The sequence below is a fragment of the Azospirillum soli genome (genome assembly GCF_017876165.1).
GTDB lineage: Bacteria > Pseudomonadota > Alphaproteobacteria > Azospirillales > Azospirillaceae > Azospirillum > Azospirillum soli.
Genome location: NZ_JAGINQ010000025.1, coordinates 30,069 through 52,838 on the forward strand (window position 1 = coordinate 30,069; position 22,770 = coordinate 52,838).

A 22,770-nucleotide genomic window follows, 5' to 3' on the forward strand; every position below is an offset into this window, starting at 1 on the left:
CGGTGGCAAATCGGTCGCGCCTCCCTCATATCTGTCCGGGCTTCCTGCTGCTTCCCTTCCGTATGAGTTTCAGCTAAGAACACTCCATGAACAAGCACATCAGCGTCCGCGGCGCGCGGGAACACAACCTCAAGAACGTCGATGTGGACCTGCCGCGCGACGAACTGATCGTCATCACCGGCCTGTCGGGATCGGGCAAATCCTCGCTCGCCTTCGACACGATCTACGCCGAGGGACAGCGCCGCTACGTGGAGAGCCTGTCGGCCTACGCGCGTCAGTTCCTGGAGCTGATGCAGAAGCCGGACGTCGAATCGATCGAGGGGCTGTCACCGGCCATCTCGATCGAGCAGAAGACGACCTCGAAGAACCCGCGCTCCACCGTGGGCACGGTAACGGAGATCTACGACTACATGCGCCTGCTCTGGGCGCGGGTCGGCATCCCCTACTCGCCCGCGACCGGCCTGCCCATCGAGAGCCAAACGGTCAGCCAGATGGTGGACCGCATCCTGGCGATGCCGGAGGGCACGCGCCTGCTCCTCCTGGCCCCCTTCGTGCGCGGCCGTAAGGGCGAGTACAAGAAGGAAATCCAGGATCTCCGCAAGCGCGGTTTCCAGCGCGTGCGCGTCGATGGCACCATGCACGAGATCGACGAGGTTCCGGCGCTCAACAAGAAGCTGAAGCACGACATCGAGGTGGTCGTGGACCGCATCGTCGTGCGCGAGGGGCTGGGCAACCGGCTGGCCGATTCGCTGGAAACGGCGCTCGGCCTCGCCGATGGCATCGTGTTCGTGGAGAACGCCGATTCGGGCGAGCAGACCGTCTTCAGCCAGAAGTTCGCCTGCCCGGTGTCCGGCTTCACCATCCCGGAGATTGAGCCGCGCCTGTTCTCCTTCAACAACCCGTTCGGCGCCTGCCCCGCCTGTGACGGTCTGGGCAGCAAGATCTACTTCGACCCCATGCTGGTCGTGCCGGATGAGCGGCTGTCGCTGAAGAAGGGCGCCATCGCTCCGTGGGCCGGTTCCTCGTCCCAGTATTACGTCCAGACGCTGGAGAGCATCGCCAAGCACTTCGGCGTCAGCATGGACACGCCGTGGGAGGACCTGCCGGAAAAGGTGCGGCAGACGATTCTCTATGGGTCGGGCGGCGCGTCGATCACCATGACCTACGACGACGGGCTGCGCAGCTACGAGACGCACAAGGCGTTCGAGGGCATCATCACCAATCTGGAGCGCCGCTACCGCGAAACGGAAAGCGCCTGGATGCGGGAGGAACTGTCCAAGTACCAGTCCTCCCAGCCCTGCGAGACCTGCAAGGGCGCCCGCCTGAAGCCGGAGGCGCTGGCCGTCAAGGTGCGCGGCTGCCACATCTCCGAAGCCGCCGAGATGTCCATCGCCGACGCGGCGACGTGGTTCAGCACGCTGAACGACCACCTGCGCCCGAAGGACAAGGAGATCGCCTACCGCATCCTGAAGGAAATCAACGAGCGGCTGGGTTTCCTGAACGCGGTCGGTCTGGAGTACCTGACCCTCTCGCGCGGGTCCGGTTCTCTCTCGGGCGGCGAGAGCCAGCGCATCCGCCTCGCCTCGCAGATCGGCTCGGGCCTGACCGGCGTGCTGTACGTTCTGGACGAGCCCAGCATCGGCCTGCACCAGCGCGACAACGACCGCCTGCTGGCGACCCTCAAGCGGCTCCGCGACCTCGGCAACACCGTGATCGTGGTGGAGCATGACGAGGATGCCATCCGCTCCGCCGACTATCTGGTGGACATGGGGCCGGGCGCCGGGCAGCACGGCGGCACCGTGGTCGCCCAGGGCACCCCGGCGGAGGTGCAGGCAAACCCGGCCAGCGTCACTGCGCAGTTCCTGAACGGCACCCGCTTCGTCCCCGTCCCCGACCAGCGCCGCCCCGGCCACAAGGGCCAGTTCCTGGAGGTCAAGGGTGCGCGCGCCAACAACCTGAAGGACGTGTCGGCGCGCATCCCGCTGGGCACCTTCACCTGCGTCACCGGCGTGTCAGGCGGCGGCAAGTCCACGCTGATCATCGAGACGCTGTACAAGGCGGTGGCGCGCAAGCTGATGGGGGCCCGCGAACATCCGGCGGAGCACGACGCGCTGACGGGGCTGGAGCATCTGGACAAGGTCATCGACATCGACCAGTCGCCCATCGGCCGCACGCCGCGTTCCAACCCCGCGACCTACACCGGCGCCTTCACGCCGATCCGCGACTGGTTCGCCGGCCTGCCGGAGGCGAAGGCGCGTGGCTACGGCCCCGGCCGTTTCTCCTTCAACGTGAAGGGCGGGCGCTGCGAGGCCTGCCAGGGCGACGGCGTCATCAAGATCGAGATGCACTTCCTGCCGGACGTCTACGTCACCTGCGACGTCTGCCACGGCAAGCGCTACAACCGCGAGACCCTGGAAATCCTCTACCGGGACAAGAGCATCGCGGACGTGCTCGACATGACCGTCGAGGAAGGCAAGGAGTTCTTCAAGGCCGTCCCCGGCATCCGTGACAAATTGGAGACGCTGGAGCGGGTGGGCCTCGGCTACATCCACATCGGCCAGCCGGCGACGACCCTGTCCGGCGGCGAGGCGCAGCGCGTGAAGCTGTCCAAGGAGCTGAGCCGCCGCGCCACCGGCCGGACGCTCTACATCCTAGACGAGCCGACCACCGGCCTGCACTTTGCCGACGTGGAGAAGCTGATGGAAGTGCTCCACGCGCTGGTGGACCAGGGCAACACGGTGCTGGTGATCGAACACAATCTGGAGGTCATCAAGACCGCCGACTGGATCATCGACCTTGGCCCTGAAGGCGGCACCGGCGGCGGCGAGCTCGTGGCCGAAGGAACGCCGGAGGACGTGGTGAAGGTGGCCCGCAGCTACACCGGCCAGTACCTCGCCCCCTACCTGAAGGCGAAGCCGAAAACCCGAAAGAGGGCATGAGGCCAAAGAGCGCCAAGGCCAAAGGGCGTCACAGGGGGCCGGGATTTCCCCGGCCCTTTCCCTTCCTGGCGGAAACAAACGCGCGCCACGGGCGTTCCCCTCCCACAATTCGCTCAACAGGAGGGAGTTTCCCCCATGACCAAGACGATGCTGTCCGGTGTGGCGCTGGCCTTCGGCGCGGCTCTGCTCGTGTCCGCCTGTGGTTCCGATGAAACGACCCGCAGCACCACCACGACCACCACCACGACGGCCCCGGCAACCTCGGGCTCCACGGTCGTGACCCCGCCGGCCTCCGGCTCAGCGACGACCATCGAGCGCAACACGACGACCAAGACCTACTGAGGCCGCACGAAGCGCCAAGACGATCACGGCCGGCCGCCCGCGCACCAGCGGGGCCGGCCGTTTCATTCGCCGCCGCCATGCCCTTATTCCATCGTCTAGTTCCCCTACAACCTCCAGCGTTTCTATCCTTCCATGCGCAACGCATCGAACGATGCGAATGGCGACGATCAACGCGCGGGAGGAAGTTCAATGCTGAAGATGTTCGCGACGGCTGCCGCACTGGTGCTGACGGCCGGTTCGGCCCTGGCTACGGAAGTCACTGAATCCGTCATCCTGCCGGTGCCGGTGGAGAAGGTCTGGCAGCAGATCGGCCCCTTCTGCGGCCTGAGCGACTGGCACCCGGCGGTCGAAAAGTGCGAACTGCGCCGACAGGCCGGCGCGCAGGAACGCGTCATCACGGTCAAGGGCGGCGGCATGATCGAGGAGCGATTGCTGGCCTCCTCCAAGGACGCGCACCGGATCAAGTACAGCATCCTGTCCAGCCCCCTGCCGGTGAAGGACTATGTCGCCACGGTGTCCGTCAAGCCGGCGGAGAAGGGTTCGCGCGTGGTGTGGAAGGCCAAATTCACACCGAATGGCGCCAGCGACGATGAAGCACGCAAGATCATCGCCGGCATCTTCACTTCGGGCTTCGACGGGCTGAAACAGAAACTCGCCGCCAAATAACGCCAAGGGCACGTTCGCGATTCCGGCCGGGCGCGCGGTATCACCTTGCCGAGCGGATGGCGTCGGTCTACTTGTTCGCCAACTTTCTGAAAGTTGCTGACATGACCGACACCACTCCCCGTCCCGTTCACGTCATCGGCGGCGGCCTCGCCGGGTCCGAGGCTGCTTGGCAGCTCGCCTCCAGCGGCGTGCCCGTCGTGCTGCACGAGATGCGCCCCGTCCGCCCGACCGAGGCGCACAGCACGGACAAGCTGGCGGAACTGGTCTGCTCCAACTCCTTCCGGTCGGACGATGCGGAGTACAACGCGGTTGGGCTGCTGCACGAGGAGATGCGGCGCTGCGACTCGCTGATCCTGCGCTGCGCCGACGCGCACAAGGTGCCGGCGGGCGGCGCGCTCGCCATGGACCGCGACGGCTTCGCCGGCGCGGTGACGGAGGCCATCGCCTCGCATCCACGCATCACCATCCAGCGCGAAGAGATTGCCGGCCTGCCGCCGGAGGATTGGGACAGCGTCGTCATCGCCACCGGCCCCCTGACCTCCCCCGCTCTGGCCGAAGCCATCCGCAGCTTCACCGGCGAGGAGTCGCTGGCCTTCTTCGACGCCATCGCGCCCATCGTCTATTTGGAAAGCGTGGACCTGTCCAAGGCGTGGTTCCAGTCCCGCTACGACAAGCCCGGCCCCGGCGGCACCGGCAAGGACTACATCAACTGCGCTTTCGAGAAAGACGAATACCGCGCCTTCATCACCGCGCTGATCGAAGGCGAAAAGGTCGATTTCAAGGAGTGGGAGAAGAACACCCCCTACTTCGAAGGCTGCCTGCCCATCGAGGTGATGGCGGAGCGCGGCGTGGACACGCTGCGTTACGGCCCCATGAAGCCGGTCGGTCTGACCAACCCGCACAAGCCGGAACGCCGCCCCTACGCCGTGGTGCAGCTTCGCCAGGACAACGCGCTGGGCACGCTCTACAACCTCGTGGGCTTCCAGACCAAGCTGCGCCACGCCGAACAGCTGCGCATCTTCCGCATGATCCCCGGCCTGGAAAAGGCGGAGTTCGCGCGGCTGGGCGGCCTGCACCGCAACACCTTCCTGAACAGCCCGCGCCTGCTCGACGGCGCGCTTCGCCTGAAGGCACAGCCGCGCATCCGTTTTGCCGGGCAGGTCACCGGCTGCGAGGGCTATGTGGAGAGCGCCGCCGTCGGCCTGATGGCCGGCCGCTTCGCCGCCGCCGAACGGCTGGGCCGCGAACCGTCCGCCCCGCCGCCGACCACGGCGCTGGGCGCCATCCTCGGCCACATCACCGGCGGCGCGAACGCCGAGACCTTCCAGCCCATGAACGTCAACTTCGGCCTGTTCCCGCCGGTGGACGAGCGCATCCGGGGCCGCGAGCGCAAGCTGGCCTACACCCGCCGCGCCTTGACAGACCTGGAAGGCTGGCTGAAGGAGGCTACGCCTTCCTGAGAGTGAGAAGGTGAGTGCGTTTGTCACACCCTTGGTAAAGAGTCCATACAACTTTCGTTAACGGTTCCTCGGGAACACTCCCCCAACCAACGAACACATGTTTCGCCAGGGTGGGGGAATGTTGAAGTCGATGTCTCTGGTGACCAAGCTGCTGCTGGTCATCGCCTTGGTCACCATCGTCGGCCTGTCGGCCGGCATCGTCGCCATCACGGCCAAAAGCGGTTCGGAGATCGAGACGGTCGCCTTCCGCGAGGGCGACGAGATCGGCCATCGCTACGCCGAGTTGGTGCAGCGCCAGTTGAACGACGCCATGGACACCAGCCGGTTCATCGCATCGTCCCTGGTCAGCCTGAAGGCTGCGGGGTTGACCGACCGCAACACGCTGAACGCCTGGCTGAAGGGGATCGCCGAGGCGAATCCGCAGATTCTCGGCGTGTGGGTGGGGATGGAGCCCAACGCGCTCGATGGCCGCGACGCCGACTTCGTCAGCACTCCGGGATCGGACAAGACCGGGCGTTTCCTGCCCTACTGGAATCGCGGCTCGGGAGCGGTCGCTCTGGAGTCGCTCGTCGGCTATGACGATTCCGGCGCCGACGGTGCCTATTACCAGCTGTCCAAGCGCACCAAGCGCGAGGTGGTCGTTGAGCCCTACTCCTACGAGGTCGCCGGCAAGAAGGTGCTGATGGTCTCCATGGTCGTTCCGATCATCGAGAACGGCCGTTTCATCGGCAACGCCGGCGTGGACGTGTCCACCGACGGCATCTGGTCCATGCTGAAGACGGTGCGGCCGTTCGAAACAGGCTCCGTCTTCCTGATCTCCAACCAGGGCGTCTGGGCCGCCTACTCCAACGCCGACCATCTGGGGAAACCCATCGAGAAGACCAACGCCCGCCTGGAAGCCGCCAAGGCCGCCGTGCGCGAAGGCAAGCCGTTCGAGCATTTCTCCGTCTCGGCCAGCCTTGGGACGGAGGTGAAGCAGCTGTTCATCCCGGTGCTCATCGGCACCAGCGGAACGCCCTGGTCCATTCTGGTCAACCTGCCGCTCGACAAGGTCGAAGCGCCGGTGATCGGCTTGCGCAATCTCACCATCGCCGGCGGGCTCGCCCTTCTGGCCGTGCTGCTCGCGTCGCTGTGGATCGCCAGCCGGCAGGTGATCGGCAAGCCGCTTCAGCGGACCATCGCGACGCTGAACGCGGTCACCTCGGGCAATCGCGGCGTCGCGATCACCGATCTGGACCGCGCCGACGAGATCGGCTCCATCAACAAGGCGCTGAAGCTGTTCCAGGAGAACAACGCCCGCCTCGCCGAGATGGAGGAGGAGCGCCACCGCGAGGAGGTTCGCGCCGCCGAACGCCGCAAGCGCGAACTGGCGGAGGTCGCCGACCGCTTCGAAGCGACGGTCGGCGGCGTCGTCCGCAACGTCTCGGTCCAGGCGAACCAGATGCGCTCCAACGCGCAGGGGCTGTCCTCCATCGCCGAGCAGACCGACCGTCAGGCCGTGGCGGTTGCAGCCGCCGCCGACGAGGCCAGCGCCAACGTGCAGACCGTGGCCGCCGCGACCGAAGAGTTGTCCTGCTCGATCAGCGAGATCAACGAACGGATCAGCCACTCGTCCCGCATGGCGACCGACGCGGTCGGTGAAGTGGAGCGGACCAACGTCACCGTGGAAGGCCTCGCCGCCGCCGCCCAGAAGATCGGCGACGTGGTCAGCCTGATCCAGGGCATCGCGGGGCAGACCAACCTGCTGGCGCTGAACGCCACCATCGAGGCGGCGCGGGCCGGCGAGATGGGCAAGGGCTTTGCCGTCGTGGCGTCGGAGGTCAAGAACCTCGCCAACCAGACCGCTCGGGCGACCGAGGAGATCTCGGCCCAAATCGCCGACATGCAGACGGTCAGCACCAACGTGGTCAGCGCCATCCAGGCCATCGGCCACACCATCGTCAGCATCAACGAAACCATCACCGCCATCGCCGCGGCGGCTGAGGAACAGGGTGCCGCCACCCGGGAAATCAGCCGCAACGTCCAGCAGGCGGCGACCGGCACCCACGACGTGTCGGCCAACATTGTCGGCGTGACCAAGGCGGCCGGCTCCACCGGCGCCATGGCCGGGCAGGCACTGGACGCGGCGGCCGAGCTGACCCGTCAGGCCGACCAGTTGCAGAGCGAGGTCGAACGCTTCGTAGCGACCATCCGCGCGGGGTAAAGCCGCTGCGCAACCCCGGTCGGGGCCGGACAGGACCGGCGGAGTGCGTGGCCGGGTTTCAATCGAAGGCGTTTGGTGGAAGCCATCAAACGCCTTCGATGTCAGACCCAGCCGGGCAGCTTCGAACGCAGGTTGGTGTAACTCCAGGCCTCCATCACGCTGACCGTGACCGCGAGCAGGCCAACCGCCACGGCGGTGGCTCCAACCTTGACCCTGCGGTTGAACGCGGCTCTACGCCGCGCTTGGGCTTGGGCTTCTGCCACCCTGTTGTTGTAAATGCCCCTCACCGCGTCGGGTGAGCGCAAAGTCATCGTTATCGGATTGGCGAATCCGCCGCTCGCGACTTGCGCCTCATGGAAGCTCTGCCCACGCTTGAGGCCATACATCTGGAAATACCAGCGCGGATCGGAACTGGCGTTTCCCACGGGATCGCCGTCCGCGCCCCGCGCGTAGTTCTCCAACGTCACGACGTCGTTGCCGCTTTTCGCCACGACGCCGCCGAAGTGATAGGACCACCGGGGTGTGAACGATCGCCCGCTTGCAAGGTCCTGCACCTTGCCGTTCGCCCCCTCTGCGGCGATGGACAGCGTGACGAACGCTTCGCCAACATCCGGCGCGGCATGCTGGTTGAGACGCAGCCGGCGCAAATGGGCATTTAGCCCCTGCCCGCCGCCTCTCAGCGCATTCGCATATTCGACGGCCACCCGATCGATGATGGCCCGCCGCCGTCTGTGCATGTCTTCGCCCAATTCTATGTCGGCAAGGCCGACGACATTGCTGGCCTGCCCACCCATCAGGGTGGCGACCAGCTCGGCGATTTGGAATTGCACATCGGAGGCCTGGGTGGGCGAAACGTGCTCACGCCGGTTTTCAGCATAGGCAGCAAAGCTGGCCAGTTCGTCCGCGCCATTCGGGACCATTCTTCCCGTCGTGGCTCCATTGTTCCCGCTGGTCACCATGCCGGAGATGTTGTTGCAATTCTGGGGCATGCGCGCCCTGTACGCTTTCGGCGTCTTGCCGCCCTTCGGCTGTGGATAGACGCCCTTGAGCGTCTTCTCCACGCCCTGCTGGGTCACAACTTTCAGCGTCCGCCCGTTCTTGACGAGCCTGTAGGCTGAATTCGTCATACCCTGCTGCGAGGCCGCCAGCACGGCGTCGGTCGCGAAGAAGGTTTTCGGCTGAAGTTTGACGAGAGTGCTGTCCTCGATGGCAATCTGACCATCGTCCGAGACCCTCAGCGCGGTCGTTCTGGCGAAATGGAGGTTCGCCTCTGCATCCTTGGCGGACGATTCCAGAAAATTGCCTGCGTAAGCGACCTGACTGACGAACGCCCCCTCCTTGTCGATGACCGCGTAGGGCGCCTTTCCCTTCTTCGGCCCCCGGCCGACGTAAACCTTGCCCCGGCCGATGGTGAAATAAGGCTGCACCACGCCGTGGCCGGACGGAGCCGGGGGAACTGGTGGCGACATCCGCGACGGAAGGGACGATGCCAATGCGGTGCTCGGAGTCATCGCGTTGGGACGAGCCTGTGCCGCTTGATGGACCGACCGCCCCGGCAGGGGTTTCGCCTGCACCGGCTGACCGGCCTGTGCGGTCGGGGTCCACCGGACGGGTGCATGCGACGGGCCGACCTGGGCTGGGCGTCCAGGCGCTTGAGGGGGCGCTGGATGGGGTAACGGTCTGGCGGGAGGGCGTGGCGGCATGGCGTCGACGGTCCTTCCTGATCGTCCGCAAGGCAAGCAATCAGCCACCAACATACACCGAAATCAGCAGCGCGAACAGGGTACACGCAGAACGCGCAGATTTGTTTTTTCAAACACCCTCAATACCGGCCACGCACCGCCGCCCAGCCGAGCTTCGCCTGCCGGAAGGGGTTGGGCATCATGACGCGCGGAGCGAACACGTCGTGTCCCTCCTTGGCGATCACGTCCAGATAGGTGTCGGCCAGCACCGCCGGCAGCAGGGCGGGCAGGGCCGCCTTGGGCACCTCGCGCCGCAGCGCGCGGGCTTGCGAGAGATGCTCCCGCGCGGCCTCCCCCACGTCCCGGATCACCGGGCGCAGCTCCGGCGTGGAGCGCAGTTCGAACAGGTCGCCCGGCTTGGCCCCGTGCGCCCGCATCCGGTCGTCGGGAAGCAGCTGGCGATGGTGGCGCGCGTGGAAGGGCACGGCGCGCAGGATGCCGGTCAGTGCGTAGGCGATGCCCACATGGCGCCCGGCGCGCTGCGCCGCCTCGTCGCGCACGCCCAGCACCTCCAGCGCCAAATGAATCAAGGGAGCGCCCGTTACCTCGGCGTAGTTCACCAGGCATTCCAGATTGGCCGGCGGGCTGTCGTCCAGATCGGCCTCGCGCGCGTCGATCAGCCGGTCGAAATGGGCGCGGCTCAGCCCATGCTCCTTCGCGGCGGCGGCCAGCGGCTCCATGACCGCGTGCTTGGGCACCGGCCCGCCCTCGTAGACCGCCTCGACGCCGTCGCGCCAGAATTGCAGACGCATCTGGCCCAGCACCGGTTCGGTCACCACCTCGCGGGTCTTGGCGATCTCCAGGTTGAAGGCGTACAGCGCGAACAGCGCCTCGCGCCGTTCGGCCGGAGCGAACAGGCTGGTCAGAAAGCGGTCATTGTCATATTTCCGCACCTCCTGTCCGGAATAGGACAGGTCGGGTGTCGCCTTCGCCATGTGATGCCTGTTGGGAAAAATGGGGGTGGAACGGTTTGGGACCGGGGCAAAAGCCGGCCGCGCCTTATATTAGGCAGACAAGCTCTCCACGCCAGCCCCGACGCGCAGCAGGCACGGAAACTCATGGCCGATTTCAACGTCGCCCCCACCAAGCCCCGCAAGCCCGGCCCGATCGCCCGCAAGGACGCCGGATCGGAAAACTTCCCCGTAGCGTCGCGCCTGCTGCCGAAGCACCTGCGCCCGCATGTGATGGCCTTCTACCGGTTCGTGCGTCTGGCCGACGATATCGCCGACGACCCGGATCTCGAACCCGAAACCAAGCTGGCCTATTTGGAGGCGCTGGAACGCGCGCTCACCTCCGGTCAGGCGAAGCACGCCTACCTGAAGCCCGCGCTCGACCTGCGCGCCAGCCTTCAGACCACCGGGGTCAGCGACCGCCACGCCCGTCAGGTCCTGCGCGCCTTCCGGCGCGACGCGGTGGGCGCGCGCTGCCACACCTGGAGCGACCTTCTGCTCTACTGCCGCTTCTCGGCCAACCCGGTCGGGCGCTACCTGCTCGACCTGCACGGCGAGGGCGTCGCGGCCGGTCCGGCGGCGGACGCGCTGTGCTCGGCCCTTCAGGTGCTCAACCATCTTCAGGACTGCCGGGACGACTGGCTGGAACTGGGGCGCTGCTACATCCCCCTGGCCTGGTTCGAGGAGGCCGGCATCAGCGTGGAACGTCTGGTCGAGCCGCAGGCCGACGCCAAGCTGCGCGCCATCTTCGACCGCACGCTGGAGCACACCGATCGCCTTCTGGAGCGGGCCGCCCCCCTGCCCGGCCTGATCCAGCACCGTGGCCTGCGCATGGAGGCCGCCGTGATCCTCAGCCTTGCGGAATCGCTTGCGCAACGGCTCCGGGTGCGCGATCCCATGAAGAAGCGGGTGGCGCTGGGCGCTCATCACAAGATGCTCGCCGTGGCGCGTGGGTTGGCCCGTGGCCTTGGAGCCAAATAGACAGGGAAGAAGCATGACGCAGCCGCTGCTGGATTCGGCATCGACGGAGTCCGCCGACACGCCGGCGGCGGTGGCGGAGCGTTCCGGCAGCACCTTCTACTGGCCCATGCTGCTGTTGCCGCGGTCCAAGCGCGCGGCGATGTTCGCCATCTACGCCTTCTGCCGCCGGATCGACGACATCGCCGACGAACCCGGCGCCCCGGCGGACAAGCGCGCCGCGCTCGACGAGTGGCGGCGGGAGATTCGCAGCCTCTACGGCGGGGGCGCGCCGACCAGTTCGCTCGCCGCTGCCCTGAAAGGCGCCATCGAGCGTTACGGCCTGCCGCGCGGCGAGCTGGAAGCGCTGATCGACGGCATGGCTATGGACATTCCAGGGGATTCCGGCGTCGGCATGCAGGCCCCCGCCCTGCCCACCCTGCGGCTCTATTGCCGGCGGGTAGCCGGGGCCGTCGGCATGCTGGCGATCCGCGTCTTTGACCGGGCCGACGCCTCCACCGAAGCCTTCGCCCTGGCACTGGGGGAGGCGTTGCAACTGACCAACATCCTGCGCGATCTGGCCGAGGACGCCCAGCTCGGCCGGCTCTACCTGCCCCGCGAGTTGCTGGACGAGGCCGGCATCGGCACGTCCGATCCCGACGCCGTGCTGGCCCACCCCAACCTGCCCATCGCCTGCGAAGCCCTGGCCGATCTCGCCGAGGCCCGATTCGCCGAGGCGCGGCGTGCGGTGGATTGCAGCCGGCGCGGCTCCCTGTGGGCGGCGGTCGCCATGATGGTGCTGTACCACCGTGTCCTGGTCCGGCTGCGCGCGCGGGGCTGGCGCGACCTGAACGGGCGCGTGCGCGTGGGCAAGCGTGAATGCGCCTGGGTGGCGATGCGCTGCGCGCTCGGCTATCCTCCAGCGTTGTGAACACGATCCACATCGTCGGCACCGGTCTGGCCGGCCTTGCCGCCGCGACCCGCCTGACCGCCGCCGGCCAGAGTGTCGTTCTGTATGAGAGCGCGCCGCAGGCGGGCGGGCGCTGCCGGTCCTTCTTCGATTCGACGCTCGGCTGCACCGTGGACAACGGAAGCCATCTGGTGCTGAGCGGTAACCGGTCCCTGCTCGGCTACCTGGACCGGATCGGCGCCCGCGATCGCCTGACCGAGTTGCGCCCGGCGACCTTTCCATTCCTCGACCTGCGATCCGGCGAGCGCTGGACGCTCCGCCCCGGCGGACTCTGGCTGTTCGATCCGGCGCGCCGTGTGCCCGACAGCCGGCCGGCCGATTACCTGACCGCATTGAAAGCCGTCGTCGCGCGGCCCGACGCGACGGTCGCCGACGTTCTGCCGCCGACCGGCCCGCTGTACGAGCGGCTGTGGCACCCCCTCGCCGTGTCGGTCATGAACGGCGCGCCAAATCGCGTGTCCGCCCGCCTGTTCGGCTCGGTGCTTCGGGAAACCCTTCTGCGCGGCGAGGCGGCCTGCCGCCCCCTGATCGCGGAGCACGGCCTGTCGACCGCCTTCGTGGAACCGTCCCTGGCATGGCTTGAACAGCGAGGCGTCAGTATCCGGTTCGGCGCGCGGTTGGACGGCCTGGAGACGGTGGGCGGCCGCGTCGCGGCCCTGTCCGTCGCCGGCACCCGCGTGGAACTGGCGGAAGGCGATTCGGTCATCCTCGCCGTGCCAGCCTGGATCGCCGAAAAACTCGTGCCCGGCCTGACCGCCCCACCGCCCGGCCGGGCCATCGTCAACGCCCATTTCCGGCTGGACCAAGCCCCCGCCCTGTCCTTCCTTGGTCTGATCGGCGGCACGGCCGAATGGCTGTTCGGCCGAGGAAACATCGTGTCCGTGACCGTCAGCGACGCCGATGCCCTGGCCGAACAGCCAGCCGACCTCATCGCCGCGCGTCTGTGGGCCGATGTCGCGCGCGCATTGAGCCTGACCGCTTCCCCACCGCCCTTCCGAGTCGTCAAAGAAAAGCGCGCCACGCCCGATCAGGCGCCCGAACACGCGGCCAAACGCCCCGGCCCACGCACGGCCTTCAGCAATCTCGTGCTCGCCGGCGATTGGACGGAAACGGGGCTGCCAGCCACGTTGGAAGGGGCCGTACGCTCGGGAGAGCGGGCGGCGGAAGCCATCCTTTCCCCGAGGTTTAACACTTTTGCGCGGCTCGGCCTTTTTCCGGCCTTCACTTTGTTGCGCCGCAGGCCTATTTGAGCCAACGGAGGCGCTGCGCCGTCAAGGCTCGGCCCGAGAAGGGACATTCAAAGAAGAGAGGGTGACTCAAATGGCGTTCGAACTTCCGCCGCTCCCGTACGCGTACGATGCTCTGGAGCCGTTCATGTCGTCGCAGACGCTCCACCTGCACCACGACAAGCACCACCAGACCTACGTCACGAACCTGAACAACCTGACGAAGGACACCCCGCTCGCCAACGCCAGCCTTGAGGACGTGGTCCAGCAGAGCTACGGCGACCCGGCCAAGCAGGGCATCTTCAACAACGCCGGTCAGGTGTGGAACCACACCTTTTACTGGCAGAGCATGAAGAAGAACGGCGGCGGCGCCATTCCGGGTGAGTTGGAGAAGCGGCTGATCGCCGATTTCGGCAGCGTGGACAAGTTCAAGGAAGAGTTCTCGAACGCCGCCATCACGCAGTTCGGCTCGGGCTGGGCGTGGCTGTACGTTGAGGGTGGCAAGCTGAAGGTCACCAAGACCGCGAACGCCGACACCCCGCTGGCCAAGGGCCTCTTCCCGCTGCTGACCGCCGACGTGTGGGAGCATGCCTACTACGTCGATTACCAGAACCGCCGCGCGGACTTCGTGAAGGCGTTCCTGGAGAGCCTGGTGAACTGGGAGTTCGTCGCCGAGCGCCTGTCCAAGGCCCCGGCCTGATCCTTATCAGGTCACCAAAACGAAAAGGACCCCGAAAGGGGTCCTTTTTTGTTGGTGTGCTTCCAGATCAGATCGGCAGCAGCGCCGCAGCCACCCGCCGCGCCTCAGCGAGAAGGACGTTGTAGGTGCGGCAGGCAGCACCCGTGTCCATCACTTCGACCACCAGGCCAGCGTCGCGCAACCCTTGCCTAAGAGCCTTAGGCATCAGCTGCATCTTTGCGCCGGAACCCAGCAGCAGCAGCTCCACCTTGGGCTCCGCCCCGATCACCTGGACGAAATGCTCCACGGTGAGGGTGGCGAAGTCGGTTGCCTCCCAGGGCTCCGTGCGGTCGGGCAGCACGATGACCGAACCGGTCCGCCACTGCCCCGACACACAGAACTGTCCATCCCCATACCCGTCGATGACCTGCCGGTCCGACGGGATGATCGGCGTGATGTCCGCCATTTACCCGTATCCCTTGCCGTTCAAAGCCCTGTGGTTCAGGGCGTTGCGGCCGGGGCCGCCTCGACCGGGGCGCCACGGCGCAGCCGGTTCTCGCCCAGGAACAACAAGATGGGGGCGGCGATGAAGATCGACGAGGAGGTCGCCAGGAAGATGCCGAAGATCAGCACGAGGCCGAAGTCCTGCAACGCCTCGCCGCCGAACAGCGCCAGCGGAATGATCGACAGCAGCGTGCACATGGAGGTGCCCAACGTGCGGTTCAGCGTCTCGTTGATCGACCGATCGATCAGCTCGCGCAGCGGCATCTTCTTGTAGATGCGCAGGTTTTCGCGCATGCGGTCATACACGACGACCTTGTCGTTGATCGAGTAACCCATGATCGTCAGGATCGCCGCGATCGCCGTCAGATTGAACTGCATGCCGGTGACCGCGTAGAAGCCAACGATCTTGGTCACGTCGAGCAGCATGGTGACGACCGCGCCGACGCCGAACTGCCACTCGAACCGGAACCAGATGTAGATGAGCATCGCCACCGCGGCGAGGCCGAGCGCCAGCATGCCGTTGAAGAACAGTTCACTGCTGACCGAGGCGCCCACGGCCTCCACGCGGCGCACGGTGGTGCCGGGAATTTCCTTGGCGAGCGTGGCGCGCACCTTGTCGGCCGCCACCTGCTGGGCCGCGTCGTCGCCGGGCTGGCGTTCCAAACGGATCAGCACGTCCTGGGGCGAGCCGAACTCCTGCAGCGCGACCTGCCCCATGTTCAGCGCGTTCAGCGTGTGGCGCAGCTGGCCGAAATCGGCCGGGGCCGGGGTGCGCGCCTCGATGACGATGCCGCCCCGGAAGTCGATGCCGTAGTTGAGGCCCGGATAGAAGAACAGGACCACCGAGGCGATCGACAGCAGCGCCGACACGATCAGGCCGGCGTGGCGGCCGCGCATGAACGGGATCTTGGTGTCGTCGGGAACCAGACGAAGCCGGAACATGGAAGAAGCCTCCTCAGACCGGCAGGGCCGCCGGCCGCGACTGGCGCAGCCAACTGACCATCATGAGACGCACGAGCACGGTCGCGGTGAACAGCGAAATCAGGATGCCGAAGGTGATGGTGACGGAGAAGCCCTTGATGGCGCCGGTGCCGAAGATGAACAGCAGCGCCATCTTGATGACCGTCGTCAGGTTCGAGTCGATGATGGTCGAGTAGGCACGGGTGAAGCCGGCCTCCAGCGACCCGAAGACGCCACGGCCCTTCCTCGTCTCCTCGCGGATGCGCTCGTTGATGAGGATGTTGGCGTCCACCGACAGGCCCAGCGACAGCAGGATGCCGGCGATGCCCGGCAACGTCAGCGTGGCCTGGAGCATCGACAGGGCCGCCACCGTCAGCACGATGTTGATCAGCAGGGCGAAGCAGGCGAAGGAGCCGAACAGGCCGTAGGCCGCGATCATGTAGACGCAGACTGCGACGAAGCCAACCACCACCGAGATCAGGCCGGCACGGATCGAATCGGCGCCGAGGTCGGGGCCGACGGTCCGCTCCTCGATCACCTTCAGCGGCGCCGGCAGGGCGCCCGCGCGCAGCAGAACGGCGAGGTCGTTGGCGCTGGCGGCGTTGAAGCTGCCGCTGATCTGGCCACGGCCGCCGGTGATCGGTTCGCGGATCACCGGTGCGCTGATGACCTTGTTGTCGAGCACGATGGCGAAGGGCCGGCCGACGTTGGTCTTGGTGATGTCGGCGAAGCGGCGGGCGCCGACGCCGTCGAATTCGAAATTGACCACCCACTCGCCGGTCTGCGGGTTGGTGCCGGCGGTGGCGTTCTTCAGGTTGGCGCCGTCCACCTCGACCTTCTTGCGGACGACGTAGGCGGTCTGGTTGCGCCCGCCTTCCACCGACGGCAGCACTTCCGAGCCCGGAGGGGCGCGGCCCGTGGTCGGGTCGGCGTTCATGTCCACCAGCCGGAAGGTCATCTTGGCGGTGGTGCCCAGCAGGCGCTTCACGCGGTCGGGGTCCTCGACGCCGGGCAACTGGACCAGGATGCGGTCGGTGCCCTGGCGGGCGATGGTCGGCTCGTTGACGCCGGTCTCGTCGATTCGGCGGCGCACAATCTCGATGGACTGCTCCACCGCCTGGGTGGCGCGGTCGCGCAGCGCGGCCTCGCTCAAGGTAGCGGCGATCGTGGTGCCGTTGACCGTCACGTCGAGATCCGGCTGACCGCCACCCAGCGCGCCGCCACCGACGCGGTTGGCAAGCCCGCGCAGGGCCTTCGCCGCGTCCTCGGCCTGCGCCGGGTCGCGCAGCTGCACGGTGATGCCGCGCTCGCCGGGGTTGATGGCGGTGTAGCCGACGTTGGCGGTGCGCAGCGCGGTGCGGGCCGAATCGACCAGCCCGTCGACGCGGTCACGGATGACCGCGCCCATGTCCACTTCGAGCAGCAGGTGGGAGCCGCCGCGCAGGTCGAGGCCGAGGTGGATTCGGCTGTTGCCGTACCACGCCGGCAGACTCGACAAGGTCTCGCGGCTGAAGAAGTTCGGCAGCGTGAGAATGGTCCCGAGCACGCAGATCGCGATGATCAGGTAAATCTTCCAACGCGGAAAATACAGCATACGTCAACCAGTCCCGTTCGCTACCGTGGGTCGCCGTTACTTGCGGCCCGCAACCTTGGCTTCGTCGGCCTTCTCATCCTGGGCCGTCTTGTCCGTCGTGGTGGTGCCGCCGGTGCCGCCGCCCGTGCTCCCCTTGCCGCCGGCCGGCTCGGTCTTGGCGAGCACGAGGTTCACGGTCGAGCGCAGGCAGCGCACGCGCACGTTCTCGGCGATCTCGACCTGCAGCTCGTCCTCCGGGCCAACCTTGGTGACGATGCCGATGATGCCGCCGCCCGTCACGACGCGGTCGCCGCGGCGGATCGATTCCAGCATCGCCTTGTGCTCCTTCATCTTCTTCTGCTGCGGACGGATCAGCAGGAAGTAGAAGACGACAAAGATCAGAATCAGCGGCAGAAACTGCACGATCATGTCGGCGCCACCGGCGGCGGGCGCGGCGGTCTGTGCATAGGCCGTCGAGACGAACATCTGGAGCTCCTTGTGGTTGGTCCCGCAGCGCCTTCCTGCGCTTCGGGACGCCGCGACTATAACGGGCCGCGCCCGTGATGCAACGGGATACGGAAAAAGGGGCGGCCGCTTGTGCCGGTGCCCTCATGTGATACCGTGCGCTTGCGACGAAAAAATGGCCGTGCCAGCGGCCCGTTTCCATGAAAATTTGCGTGAAGCCTGGAAAGCCATGACGAGTGCCATGACGATCGACACCCAACTGCTGCCGCTGCTCACCCGTATCGCCGAGGCGCTGGAGCGACTGGCCCCGCCCACTCAGACCCCGATCGACCTCGCTGCCGCCGACGCCTTCGTCTGGCACGCCGACCCCGACCGGCTGGAGCCGGTGCCCGTTGTGAACCGGGTTGAGATCGGCCTGCTCCAGGGCGTGGAACGCCAGCGCGACATCCTGCTGGACAACACCCAGCGTTTCGCCGGCGGCCTGCCGGCGAACAACGCGCTGCTGTGGGGCTCGCGCGGCATGGGCAAAAGCTCGCTGGTGAAGTCGGTGCACGCGGCCGTGGCCCAGGAGAATCCCGGCGCGCTGGCCCTAGTGGAGATCCACCGCGAGGACATCCCCACCCTGCCCCGCCTGCTGGGCCGCCTGAAGGACAAGCCGCGCCGCTTCATCCTGTTCTGCGACGATCTGTCCTTCGATCATGACGACGCGCACTACAAGTCGCTGAAGGCCGTGCTGGAGGGCGGAATCGAGGGTCGGCCGGAAAATGTGGTGTTCTACGCCACCTCCAACCGCCGTCACCTGATGCCGCGCGACATGATCGAGAACGAGCGCTCCACCGCCATCAACCCGGCCGAGGCGGTGGAGGAGAAGGTCTCCCTGTCCGACCGCTTCGGCCTGTGGCTGGGCTTCCACAACTGCGACCAGCCGACCTACTTCGCGATGATCGAGGGCTACGCCAAGCGCTTCGGCCTCGACGTCCCGGTCGAGCAGCTGCACGCCGAGGCCGTGGAATGGTCGGTGACGCGCGGCAGCCGGTCCGGCCGCGTCGCCTGGCAGTTCATCCAGGACCTTGCCGGCCGCCTGGAGAAACCGCTTCGCTGACCCGCGCGGGCTCCATCTGGTCGCGAGGATCCACGGCCTGGGAGCCCTTGCGCAGCTCGAAATGCAGCTGCGGGCTGGTCACCGATCCGGTCTGCCCGACCGTGCCGATGGCCTGCCCGCGCTTCACCTTCGCCCCGCGCTCCACGTCGATGCGGTCGAGGTGGGCGTAGGCGGTGATGAAGCCGTCCGCGTGCTTGACCAGCAGCAGGTTGCCGAATCCGCGCAGTTCGTTGCCGGCGTAGGCGACCACGCCGTTGTCGGCGGCGACCACGGCCGTGCCCTTGGCAGCGGCGATGTTCAGGCCGTCGTTGTGCATCCCGTCCGGCTTCGGCCCGTAGGCCGAGATCAACTTGCCCTTCACCGGCCACAGGAAGCGCCCGGCCCCGCGCGGTGGCGGGTTGGCGTCGGGTTTGGGCGGGGTGACGGCGGCCACCTCCTGCGCGGGCGGAGTCGGCGCGGCGGCGGAAGTCTGGGCTGGAGCTGGGGTTGACGTTGGCGCCGGGGCGGGAATCGGTTCCGCCGCGATGGAGGGCTTCTGCCCCGGCAGGCGGAGCGAGGTCGGGGCCTGCCCCGGCTGGTAGACGCCACCGGGGGCTGCCGGCGCGGCCGGTACCACTTCCGCGACGATGCTTGGCTTGGCCGAGGGGACCGGCACGGTCACGGTGGAGGCCGGCCCCGAAACGGACGATCCCGGAGCGGACGAAGGCGCCGACGCGGGGGCGGCGGAGGGTGGCGGAAGCTCCGTCGCCTGGACGGACCCGCGCGTCACCTGCTTGGCCGGCGCGGTCATCACCACCGGACCGGCGGAAGACGCCGTGGACGGGGAAGCCCCGGCCACCGCGATGGCACCGCCGGAGGTGTTTCCACCCGGCAGGCGCAGGGGCTGCCCGACCTGCACCGCGTAGGGCGGGCTCATATTGTTGATGCGGGTCAGCTCGCTCTGATCCACGTTGAACATGCGCGAGATGCCGTAGAGCGTATCGTTCCTCTGGACGACATACTGGCGCGTGCCGGGCAGAACCAGACGCTGCCCGATCTCCAGCGTGTAGGGCGGGGTCAGCCGGTTGACCTCGATGAGGTCGCGCAGCGGCACGTTGTAGCGGCGCGACAGCGTGTAGGCGGTGTCGCCGCGCGTGACGATGATGGCGCCGCCGACCGAATCCGGCGACACGCCCACGTTGGTGACGGGGGCCGGAGCGCCGGTGCGCTGGCAGGCGGTCGCGAGTGGCAGCAGCAGAAGCGCCGCGAACAGCAGCCGGCCGTTCACGCCGAACGGGCCGGCTGATCCGTTTCGGACGGCGGGTCGGACAGCAACGGTACGAAGCGGACGGGCCACAGATCCTCCCGAGTGAGACCGGTTTCGGTCCGCCGGATGCGGACCACCCGCTCTTCGCGGTAGCCCCCACCCAACGGGATGACCATGACACCACCAACGGCGAGCTGATCCGTCAAGTCCTTTGGCGCGTCCGGCCCACCGGCGGCCGTGACCAGTATGCGCTCGAACGGCGCCTGCTCCGGCCAGCCCTTGGTTCCGTCGCCGTGCCGCGTCGTGATGTTGTGCAGGCGAAGCGCCTGGAAACGCTTCTCCGCCTCGTCCAGCAGGGGCTTCAGCCGTTCCACCGTGTAGACGCGCCGGACCAGCCGCGACAGGATCGCCGCCTGATAGCCGGAGCCGGTGCCGATCTCCAGCACCTTCTGCCGGTCGCTCAGTTCCAGCGCCTGGGTCATCAGGGCGACGATCAGCGGCTGGCTGATCGTCTGGCCGAGATCAATGGGCAAAGCCGTATCCTCCCAAGCCTGATCCTGGAAGGCGTCGGGGACAAACAGGTCGCGCGGTATCCGTTCGATGGCGGCCAAAACCTGGGTGTCGGTCACGCCGTTGCGGCGCAACGCCATCAGCAAACGGATCTTACGCGCATTGACTGTCACGCAAAGGCCTGTCTGAGCGTCTGGAGCGTCGGGGTGTGCGTCAGGTCGAGATAGATCGGCGTCACCGAGATGCCACCCGAGAATACCACATGAATGTCGGTATCGGGAGCCACATCGGCCTCCCCGCGCAGCGTGCCGATCCAGATGTATGGCTTGCCGCGCGGATCCACGCGTTCCAGCAGCTCGTCGCCGATCTTGCGCTTGCCGTGGCGGACCACTTGGATGCCGGTCACCTCCTCGGCCTTGCGGGCCGGGAAGTTGACGTTCAGCAGCACGTTCTTCGGCCAGGCGACGGTGACCGCCTTGCGGACCACGTCGGCGCCCCACGCCTCGGCCGTCGACCAGTCGATGGGGTTGCCGTTGTCGTAATGCTGGCTGAGCGCGATGGCCGGCACGCCGAGCAGCGTCGCCTCCATGGCGGCGGCGATGGTGCCCGAATAAGTCACATCCTCGCCGATGTTGGAGCCCTGGTTGACGCCGGACAGGACGAGCGTCGGGCGCGCGTCCTTCATCACGTGGTTGACGGCCAGCAGCACGCAGTCGGTCGGCGTGCCGTCCACCGTGTAGCGCTTCTCGTCCAGCTTGCGCAGGCGCAGCGGCCGGTTGATGGTCAGCGAATGGCTGGCCGCCGACTGTTCCATCTCCGGCGCCACGACCCACACGTCGTCGCTGAGCGACCGGGCGATCTTCTCCAGGACCTTCAGCCCCTGGGCGTGGATGCCGTCGTCGTTGGTGACGAGAATGCGGGTCTTCGAGAGGTCGAGCGGAAGTTCAAACATCAAAGGGAAATCCTCTCCAGGCCCCGCATGTAGGGCCGGAGCGCTTCGGGAACCAGGATCGAGCCGTCGGGCTGCTGGTAGTTCTCCAGAACCGCGATAAGGCAGCGCCCGACCGCGACGCCCGATCCGTTGAGGGTGTGGACGAACTGCGTCTGCTTCTCGCCCTTCGGCCGGCAACGCGCCTTCATGCGGCGCGCCTGGAAGTCGCCGCAGTTGGAGCAGCTGGAGATCTCGCGGTACATGTTCTGCCCCGGCAGCCAGACCTCGATGTCGTAGGTCTTGCGGGAGGAAAAGCCCATGTCGCCGGTGCACAGCGTCACGACACGATACGGCAGGCCGAGGCGCTGCAGGATCGTCTCGGCGCACTGGGTCATGCGCTCGTGCTCCGCCTCGGACTGGTCGGGGGCGGTGATGCTGACCATCTCCACCTTCCAGAACTGGTGCTGGCGGATCATGCCGCGCGTGTCGCGGCCGGCCGACCCGGCCTCGGCGCGGAAGCAGGGGGTCAGCGCCGTGTAGCGGCAGGGCAGTTCCTCCGTCGCCACGATCTGGTCGTTGACGAGGTTGGTCAGCGGCACTTCCGAGGTCGGGATCAGGTAGTGGTCCGAAACGGTGGTGCGGAACAGGTCTTCCTCGAACTTCGGAAGCTGGCCCGTACCGAACAGGGCGTTGTCGCGGACCATCAGCGGCGGCGCGATCTCGGTGTAACCATGCTCGGCCGTGTGGATGTCCAGCATGAAGTCGGCGAGCGCGCGTTCAAGCCGCGCGAGCGCCCCCTTCAGAACGGTGAAGCGCGCGCCGGACATGCGGGCGGCCGCTTCGAAATCCATCAAGCCCAGCGCCTCGCCCAGCTCGAAATGCTGCTTGGCGTTCTCGATGACCTTCGGCTCGCCCCAACGGCGGATCTCGACGTTGGCGGTCTCGTCCGGGCCTTCCGGAACGTCGTCGGCCGGCAGGTTCGGGATGGTGGCGAGCAGGCGGTCCAGCTCGGCCCCCAGCGCCTTTTCCTCATCCTCGACCTGCGGCAGGCGCTCCTTCAGGGTCGCCATCTCGTCCAGCAGCGGCTGGGCGTCGCGCCCCTCGCGCTTGGCGAGGCCGACCTGCTTGGACACCTCGTTGCGGCGGGCCAGCATCTCCTGCGCCTGAGTCTGGGCGGCGCGGCGGCGCGAATCGAGGTCCAGCACCACCGGCGACATCGGTTCCAGGCCCCGGCGGGCAAGGCCGCGGTCGAAGGCATCGGGGTTCTCACGGATGGCGCGAAGGTCGTGCATGGCTCACGGCGAAACGGATTGGTGGGAGGCTGTTTATAGTCTCCCGACCGGGT

General features: G+C 67.1%; 20 protein-coding genes. 10 read left to right on the plus strand and 10 right to left on the minus strand.

Annotation, left to right across the window (positions count from 1 at the left end; all coding sequences use genetic code 11):
- The first annotated feature begins 86 nt into the window (after positions 1 to 86).
- From uvrA to J2852_RS26565, 5 genes are all read left to right on the plus strand, one after another.
- Positions 87 to 2,939: an excinuclease ABC subunit UvrA gene (uvrA, locus tag J2852_RS26545; protein ID WP_209881510.1), complete on the plus strand. Its 2,853-nt coding sequence runs from the start codon at positions 87 to 89 to the stop codon at positions 2,937 to 2,939.
- A 135-nt stretch (positions 2,940 to 3,074) separates the two neighbouring features.
- Positions 3,075 to 3,281: a hypothetical protein gene (locus tag J2852_RS26550; protein WP_209881512.1), complete on the plus strand. Its 207-nt coding sequence runs from the start codon at positions 3,075 to 3,077 to the stop codon at positions 3,279 to 3,281.
- A gap of 189 nt (positions 3,282 to 3,470) precedes the next feature.
- On the plus strand, positions 3,471 to 3,947 hold the full coding sequence (locus tag J2852_RS26555) for an SRPBCC family protein (RefSeq protein WP_209881514.1): 477 nt from the start codon (positions 3,471 to 3,473) through the stop codon (positions 3,945 to 3,947).
- 101 nt (positions 3,948 to 4,048) lie between these two features.
- The gene (gene trmFO, locus J2852_RS26560; protein WP_209881515.1) at positions 4,049 to 5,407 is read left to right on the plus strand and encodes a methylenetetrahydrofolate--tRNA-(uracil(54)-C(5))-methyltransferase (FADH(2)-oxidizing) TrmFO; all 1,359 of its coding nucleotides are present in this window, start codon (positions 4,049 to 4,051) and stop codon (positions 5,405 to 5,407) included.
- Positions 5,408 to 5,537: 130 nt separating this feature from the next.
- Entirely contained in the window at positions 5,538 to 7,610 is a 2,073-nt protein-coding gene (locus tag J2852_RS26565; protein WP_246500001.1) for a methyl-accepting chemotaxis protein, read from the plus strand.
- 101 nt (positions 7,611 to 7,711) lie between these two features.
- Here the strand turns inward: J2852_RS26565 and J2852_RS26570 are convergent, their stop codons facing one another.
- Together J2852_RS26570 and J2852_RS26575 are read right to left on the minus strand one after the other, a co-directional pair.
- Positions 7,712 to 9,040: a hypothetical protein gene (locus J2852_RS26570; protein WP_209881519.1), complete on the minus strand. Its 1,329-nt coding sequence runs from the start codon at positions 9,038 to 9,040 to the stop codon at positions 7,712 to 7,714.
- A 392-nt stretch (positions 9,041 to 9,432) separates the two neighbouring features.
- Positions 9,433 to 10,287 (minus strand): phytoene/squalene synthase family protein, encoded by an 855-nt coding sequence (locus J2852_RS26575; RefSeq protein ID WP_209881521.1) that lies wholly within the window; start codon positions 10,285 to 10,287, stop codon positions 9,433 to 9,435.
- Between the two features lie 123 nt (positions 10,288 to 10,410).
- Here J2852_RS26575 and hpnC point away from each other — a divergent pair, with 123 nt between their 5' ends.
- The 4 genes from hpnC (at position 10,411) to J2852_RS26595 (ending at position 14,155) form a co-directional block, all read left to right on the plus strand.
- Positions 10,411 to 11,283, plus strand: a complete 873-nt coding sequence (hpnC, locus tag J2852_RS26580; RefSeq protein WP_209881522.1) for a squalene synthase HpnC — start codon at positions 10,411 to 10,413, stop codon at positions 11,281 to 11,283.
- A gap of 13 nt (positions 11,284 to 11,296) precedes the next feature.
- Positions 11,297 to 12,190 carry a presqualene diphosphate synthase HpnD gene (gene hpnD, locus J2852_RS26585; protein ID WP_209881524.1) on the plus strand — a complete coding sequence of 298 codons (894 nt, stop codon included), beginning with the start codon at positions 11,297 to 11,299 and terminating at the stop codon, positions 12,188 to 12,190.
- Positions 12,139 to 13,479 carry a hydroxysqualene dehydroxylase HpnE gene (gene hpnE / locus J2852_RS26590; protein WP_209881526.1) on the plus strand — a complete coding sequence of 447 codons (1,341 nt, stop codon included), beginning with the start codon at positions 12,139 to 12,141 and terminating at the stop codon, positions 13,477 to 13,479. The genes hpnD and hpnE overlap by 52 nt, the downstream gene beginning before the upstream one ends.
- Positions 13,480 to 13,549: 70 nt before the next feature.
- On the plus strand, positions 13,550 to 14,155 hold the full coding sequence (locus J2852_RS26595) for a superoxide dismutase (protein ID WP_209881528.1): 606 nt from the start codon (positions 13,550 to 13,552) through the stop codon (positions 14,153 to 14,155).
- A gap of 67 nt (positions 14,156 to 14,222) precedes the next feature.
- Here the strand turns inward: J2852_RS26595 and J2852_RS26600 are convergent, their stop codons facing one another.
- From J2852_RS26600 to yajC, 4 genes are read right to left on the minus strand one after another with little or no spacing between them, the layout of a single operon-like run.
- Positions 14,223 to 14,600 (minus strand): Mth938-like domain-containing protein, encoded by a 378-nt coding sequence (locus tag J2852_RS26600; RefSeq protein ID WP_209881530.1) that lies wholly within the window; start codon positions 14,598 to 14,600, stop codon positions 14,223 to 14,225.
- Positions 14,601 to 14,635: 35 nt separating this feature from the next.
- Positions 14,636 to 15,580: a protein translocase subunit SecF gene (gene secF / locus J2852_RS26605; protein WP_209881532.1), complete on the minus strand. Its 945-nt coding sequence runs from the start codon at positions 15,578 to 15,580 to the stop codon at positions 14,636 to 14,638.
- Between the two features lie 13 nt (positions 15,581 to 15,593).
- On the minus strand, positions 15,594 to 17,192 hold the full coding sequence (gene secD, locus J2852_RS26610) for a protein translocase subunit SecD (RefSeq protein ID WP_209881534.1): 1,599 nt from the start codon (positions 17,190 to 17,192) through the stop codon (positions 15,594 to 15,596).
- Between the two features lie 36 nt (positions 17,193 to 17,228).
- Positions 17,229 to 17,657 carry a preprotein translocase subunit YajC gene (gene yajC / locus J2852_RS26615; RefSeq protein ID WP_246500002.1) on the minus strand — a complete coding sequence of 143 codons (429 nt, stop codon included), beginning with the start codon at positions 17,655 to 17,657 and terminating at the stop codon, positions 17,229 to 17,231.
- A 220-nt stretch (positions 17,658 to 17,877) separates the two neighbouring features.
- Between yajC and J2852_RS26620 the strand changes: the two genes are divergently transcribed.
- The gene (locus J2852_RS26620; RefSeq protein ID WP_246500003.1) at positions 17,878 to 18,738 is read left to right on the plus strand and encodes an ATP-binding protein; all 861 of its coding nucleotides are present in this window, start codon (positions 17,878 to 17,880) and stop codon (positions 18,736 to 18,738) included.
- Here the strand turns inward: J2852_RS26620 and J2852_RS26625 are convergent.
- From J2852_RS26625 to serS, 4 genes are read right to left on the minus strand one after another with little or no spacing between them, the layout of a single operon-like run.
- The gene (locus tag J2852_RS26625; RefSeq protein WP_209881537.1) at positions 18,695 to 20,005 is read right to left on the minus strand and encodes a peptidoglycan DD-metalloendopeptidase family protein; all 1,311 of its coding nucleotides are present in this window, start codon (positions 20,003 to 20,005) and stop codon (positions 18,695 to 18,697) included. The genes J2852_RS26620 and J2852_RS26625 overlap by 44 nt on opposite strands.
- Positions 20,002 to 20,667, minus strand: a complete 666-nt coding sequence (locus J2852_RS26630) for a protein-L-isoaspartate(D-aspartate) O-methyltransferase (RefSeq protein WP_209881539.1) — start codon at positions 20,665 to 20,667, stop codon at positions 20,002 to 20,004. The genes J2852_RS26625 and J2852_RS26630 overlap by 4 nt, the downstream gene beginning before the upstream one ends.
- Complete coding sequence (gene surE, locus J2852_RS26635) at positions 20,664 to 21,446, minus strand: 5'/3'-nucleotidase SurE (RefSeq protein WP_209881541.1); 783 nt, start codon at positions 21,444 to 21,446, stop codon at positions 20,664 to 20,666. Before surE ends, J2852_RS26630 begins: the two co-directional genes overlap by 4 nt.
- Positions 21,446 to 22,717: a serine--tRNA ligase gene (serS, locus tag J2852_RS26640; RefSeq protein ID WP_209881543.1), complete on the minus strand. Its 1,272-nt coding sequence runs from the start codon at positions 22,715 to 22,717 to the stop codon at positions 21,446 to 21,448. Before serS ends, surE begins: the two co-directional genes overlap by 1 nt.
- Positions 22,718 to 22,770 lie beyond the last annotated feature (53 nt).

Excerpts from the sequence above, each read along its gene's own strand:
- secF (WP_209881532.1), bottom strand. The coding sequence starts at position 15,580 with ATGTTCCGGCTTCGTCTGGTTCCCGACGACACCAAGATCCCGTTCATG.
- J2852_RS26575 (WP_209881521.1), bottom strand. The coding sequence starts at position 10,287 with ATGGCGAAGGCGACACCCGACCTGTCCTATTCCGGACAGGAGGTGCGG.
- surE (WP_209881541.1), bottom strand. The coding sequence starts at position 21,446 with ATGTTTGAACTTCCGCTCGACCTCTCGAAGACCCGCATTCTCGTCACC.
- serS (WP_209881543.1), bottom strand. The coding sequence starts at position 22,717 with ATGCACGACCTTCGCGCCATCCGTGAGAACCCCGATGCCTTCGACCGC.
- yajC (WP_246500002.1), bottom strand. The coding sequence starts at position 17,657 with ATGTTCGTCTCGACGGCCTATGCACAGACCGCCGCGCCCGCCGCCGGT.
- hpnD (WP_209881524.1), top strand. The coding sequence starts at position 11,297 with ATGACGCAGCCGCTGCTGGATTCGGCATCGACGGAGTCCGCCGACACG.
- hpnE (WP_209881526.1), top strand. The coding sequence starts at position 12,139 with ATGCGCCTGGGTGGCGATGCGCTGCGCGCTCGGCTATCCTCCAGCGTT.
- J2852_RS26555 (WP_209881514.1), top strand. The coding sequence starts at position 3,471 with ATGCTGAAGATGTTCGCGACGGCTGCCGCACTGGTGCTGACGGCCGGT.
- hpnC (WP_209881522.1), top strand. The coding sequence starts at position 10,411 with ATGGCCGATTTCAACGTCGCCCCCACCAAGCCCCGCAAGCCCGGCCCG.
- secD (WP_209881534.1), bottom strand. The coding sequence starts at position 17,192 with ATGCTGTATTTTCCGCGTTGGAAGATTTACCTGATCATCGCGATCTGC.
- J2852_RS26565 (WP_246500001.1), top strand. The coding sequence starts at position 5,538 with ATGTCTCTGGTGACCAAGCTGCTGCTGGTCATCGCCTTGGTCACCATC.
- J2852_RS26600 (WP_209881530.1), bottom strand. The coding sequence starts at position 14,600 with ATGGCGGACATCACGCCGATCATCCCGTCGGACCGGCAGGTCATCGAC.
- J2852_RS26620 (WP_246500003.1), top strand. The coding sequence starts at position 17,878 with ATGACGATCGACACCCAACTGCTGCCGCTGCTCACCCGTATCGCCGAG.
- J2852_RS26595 (WP_209881528.1), top strand. The coding sequence starts at position 13,550 with ATGGCGTTCGAACTTCCGCCGCTCCCGTACGCGTACGATGCTCTGGAG.
- uvrA (WP_209881510.1), top strand. The coding sequence starts at position 87 with ATGAACAAGCACATCAGCGTCCGCGGCGCGCGGGAACACAACCTCAAG.
- trmFO (WP_209881515.1), top strand. The coding sequence starts at position 4,049 with ATGACCGACACCACTCCCCGTCCCGTTCACGTCATCGGCGGCGGCCTC.
- J2852_RS26550 (WP_209881512.1), top strand. The coding sequence starts at position 3,075 with ATGACCAAGACGATGCTGTCCGGTGTGGCGCTGGCCTTCGGCGCGGCT.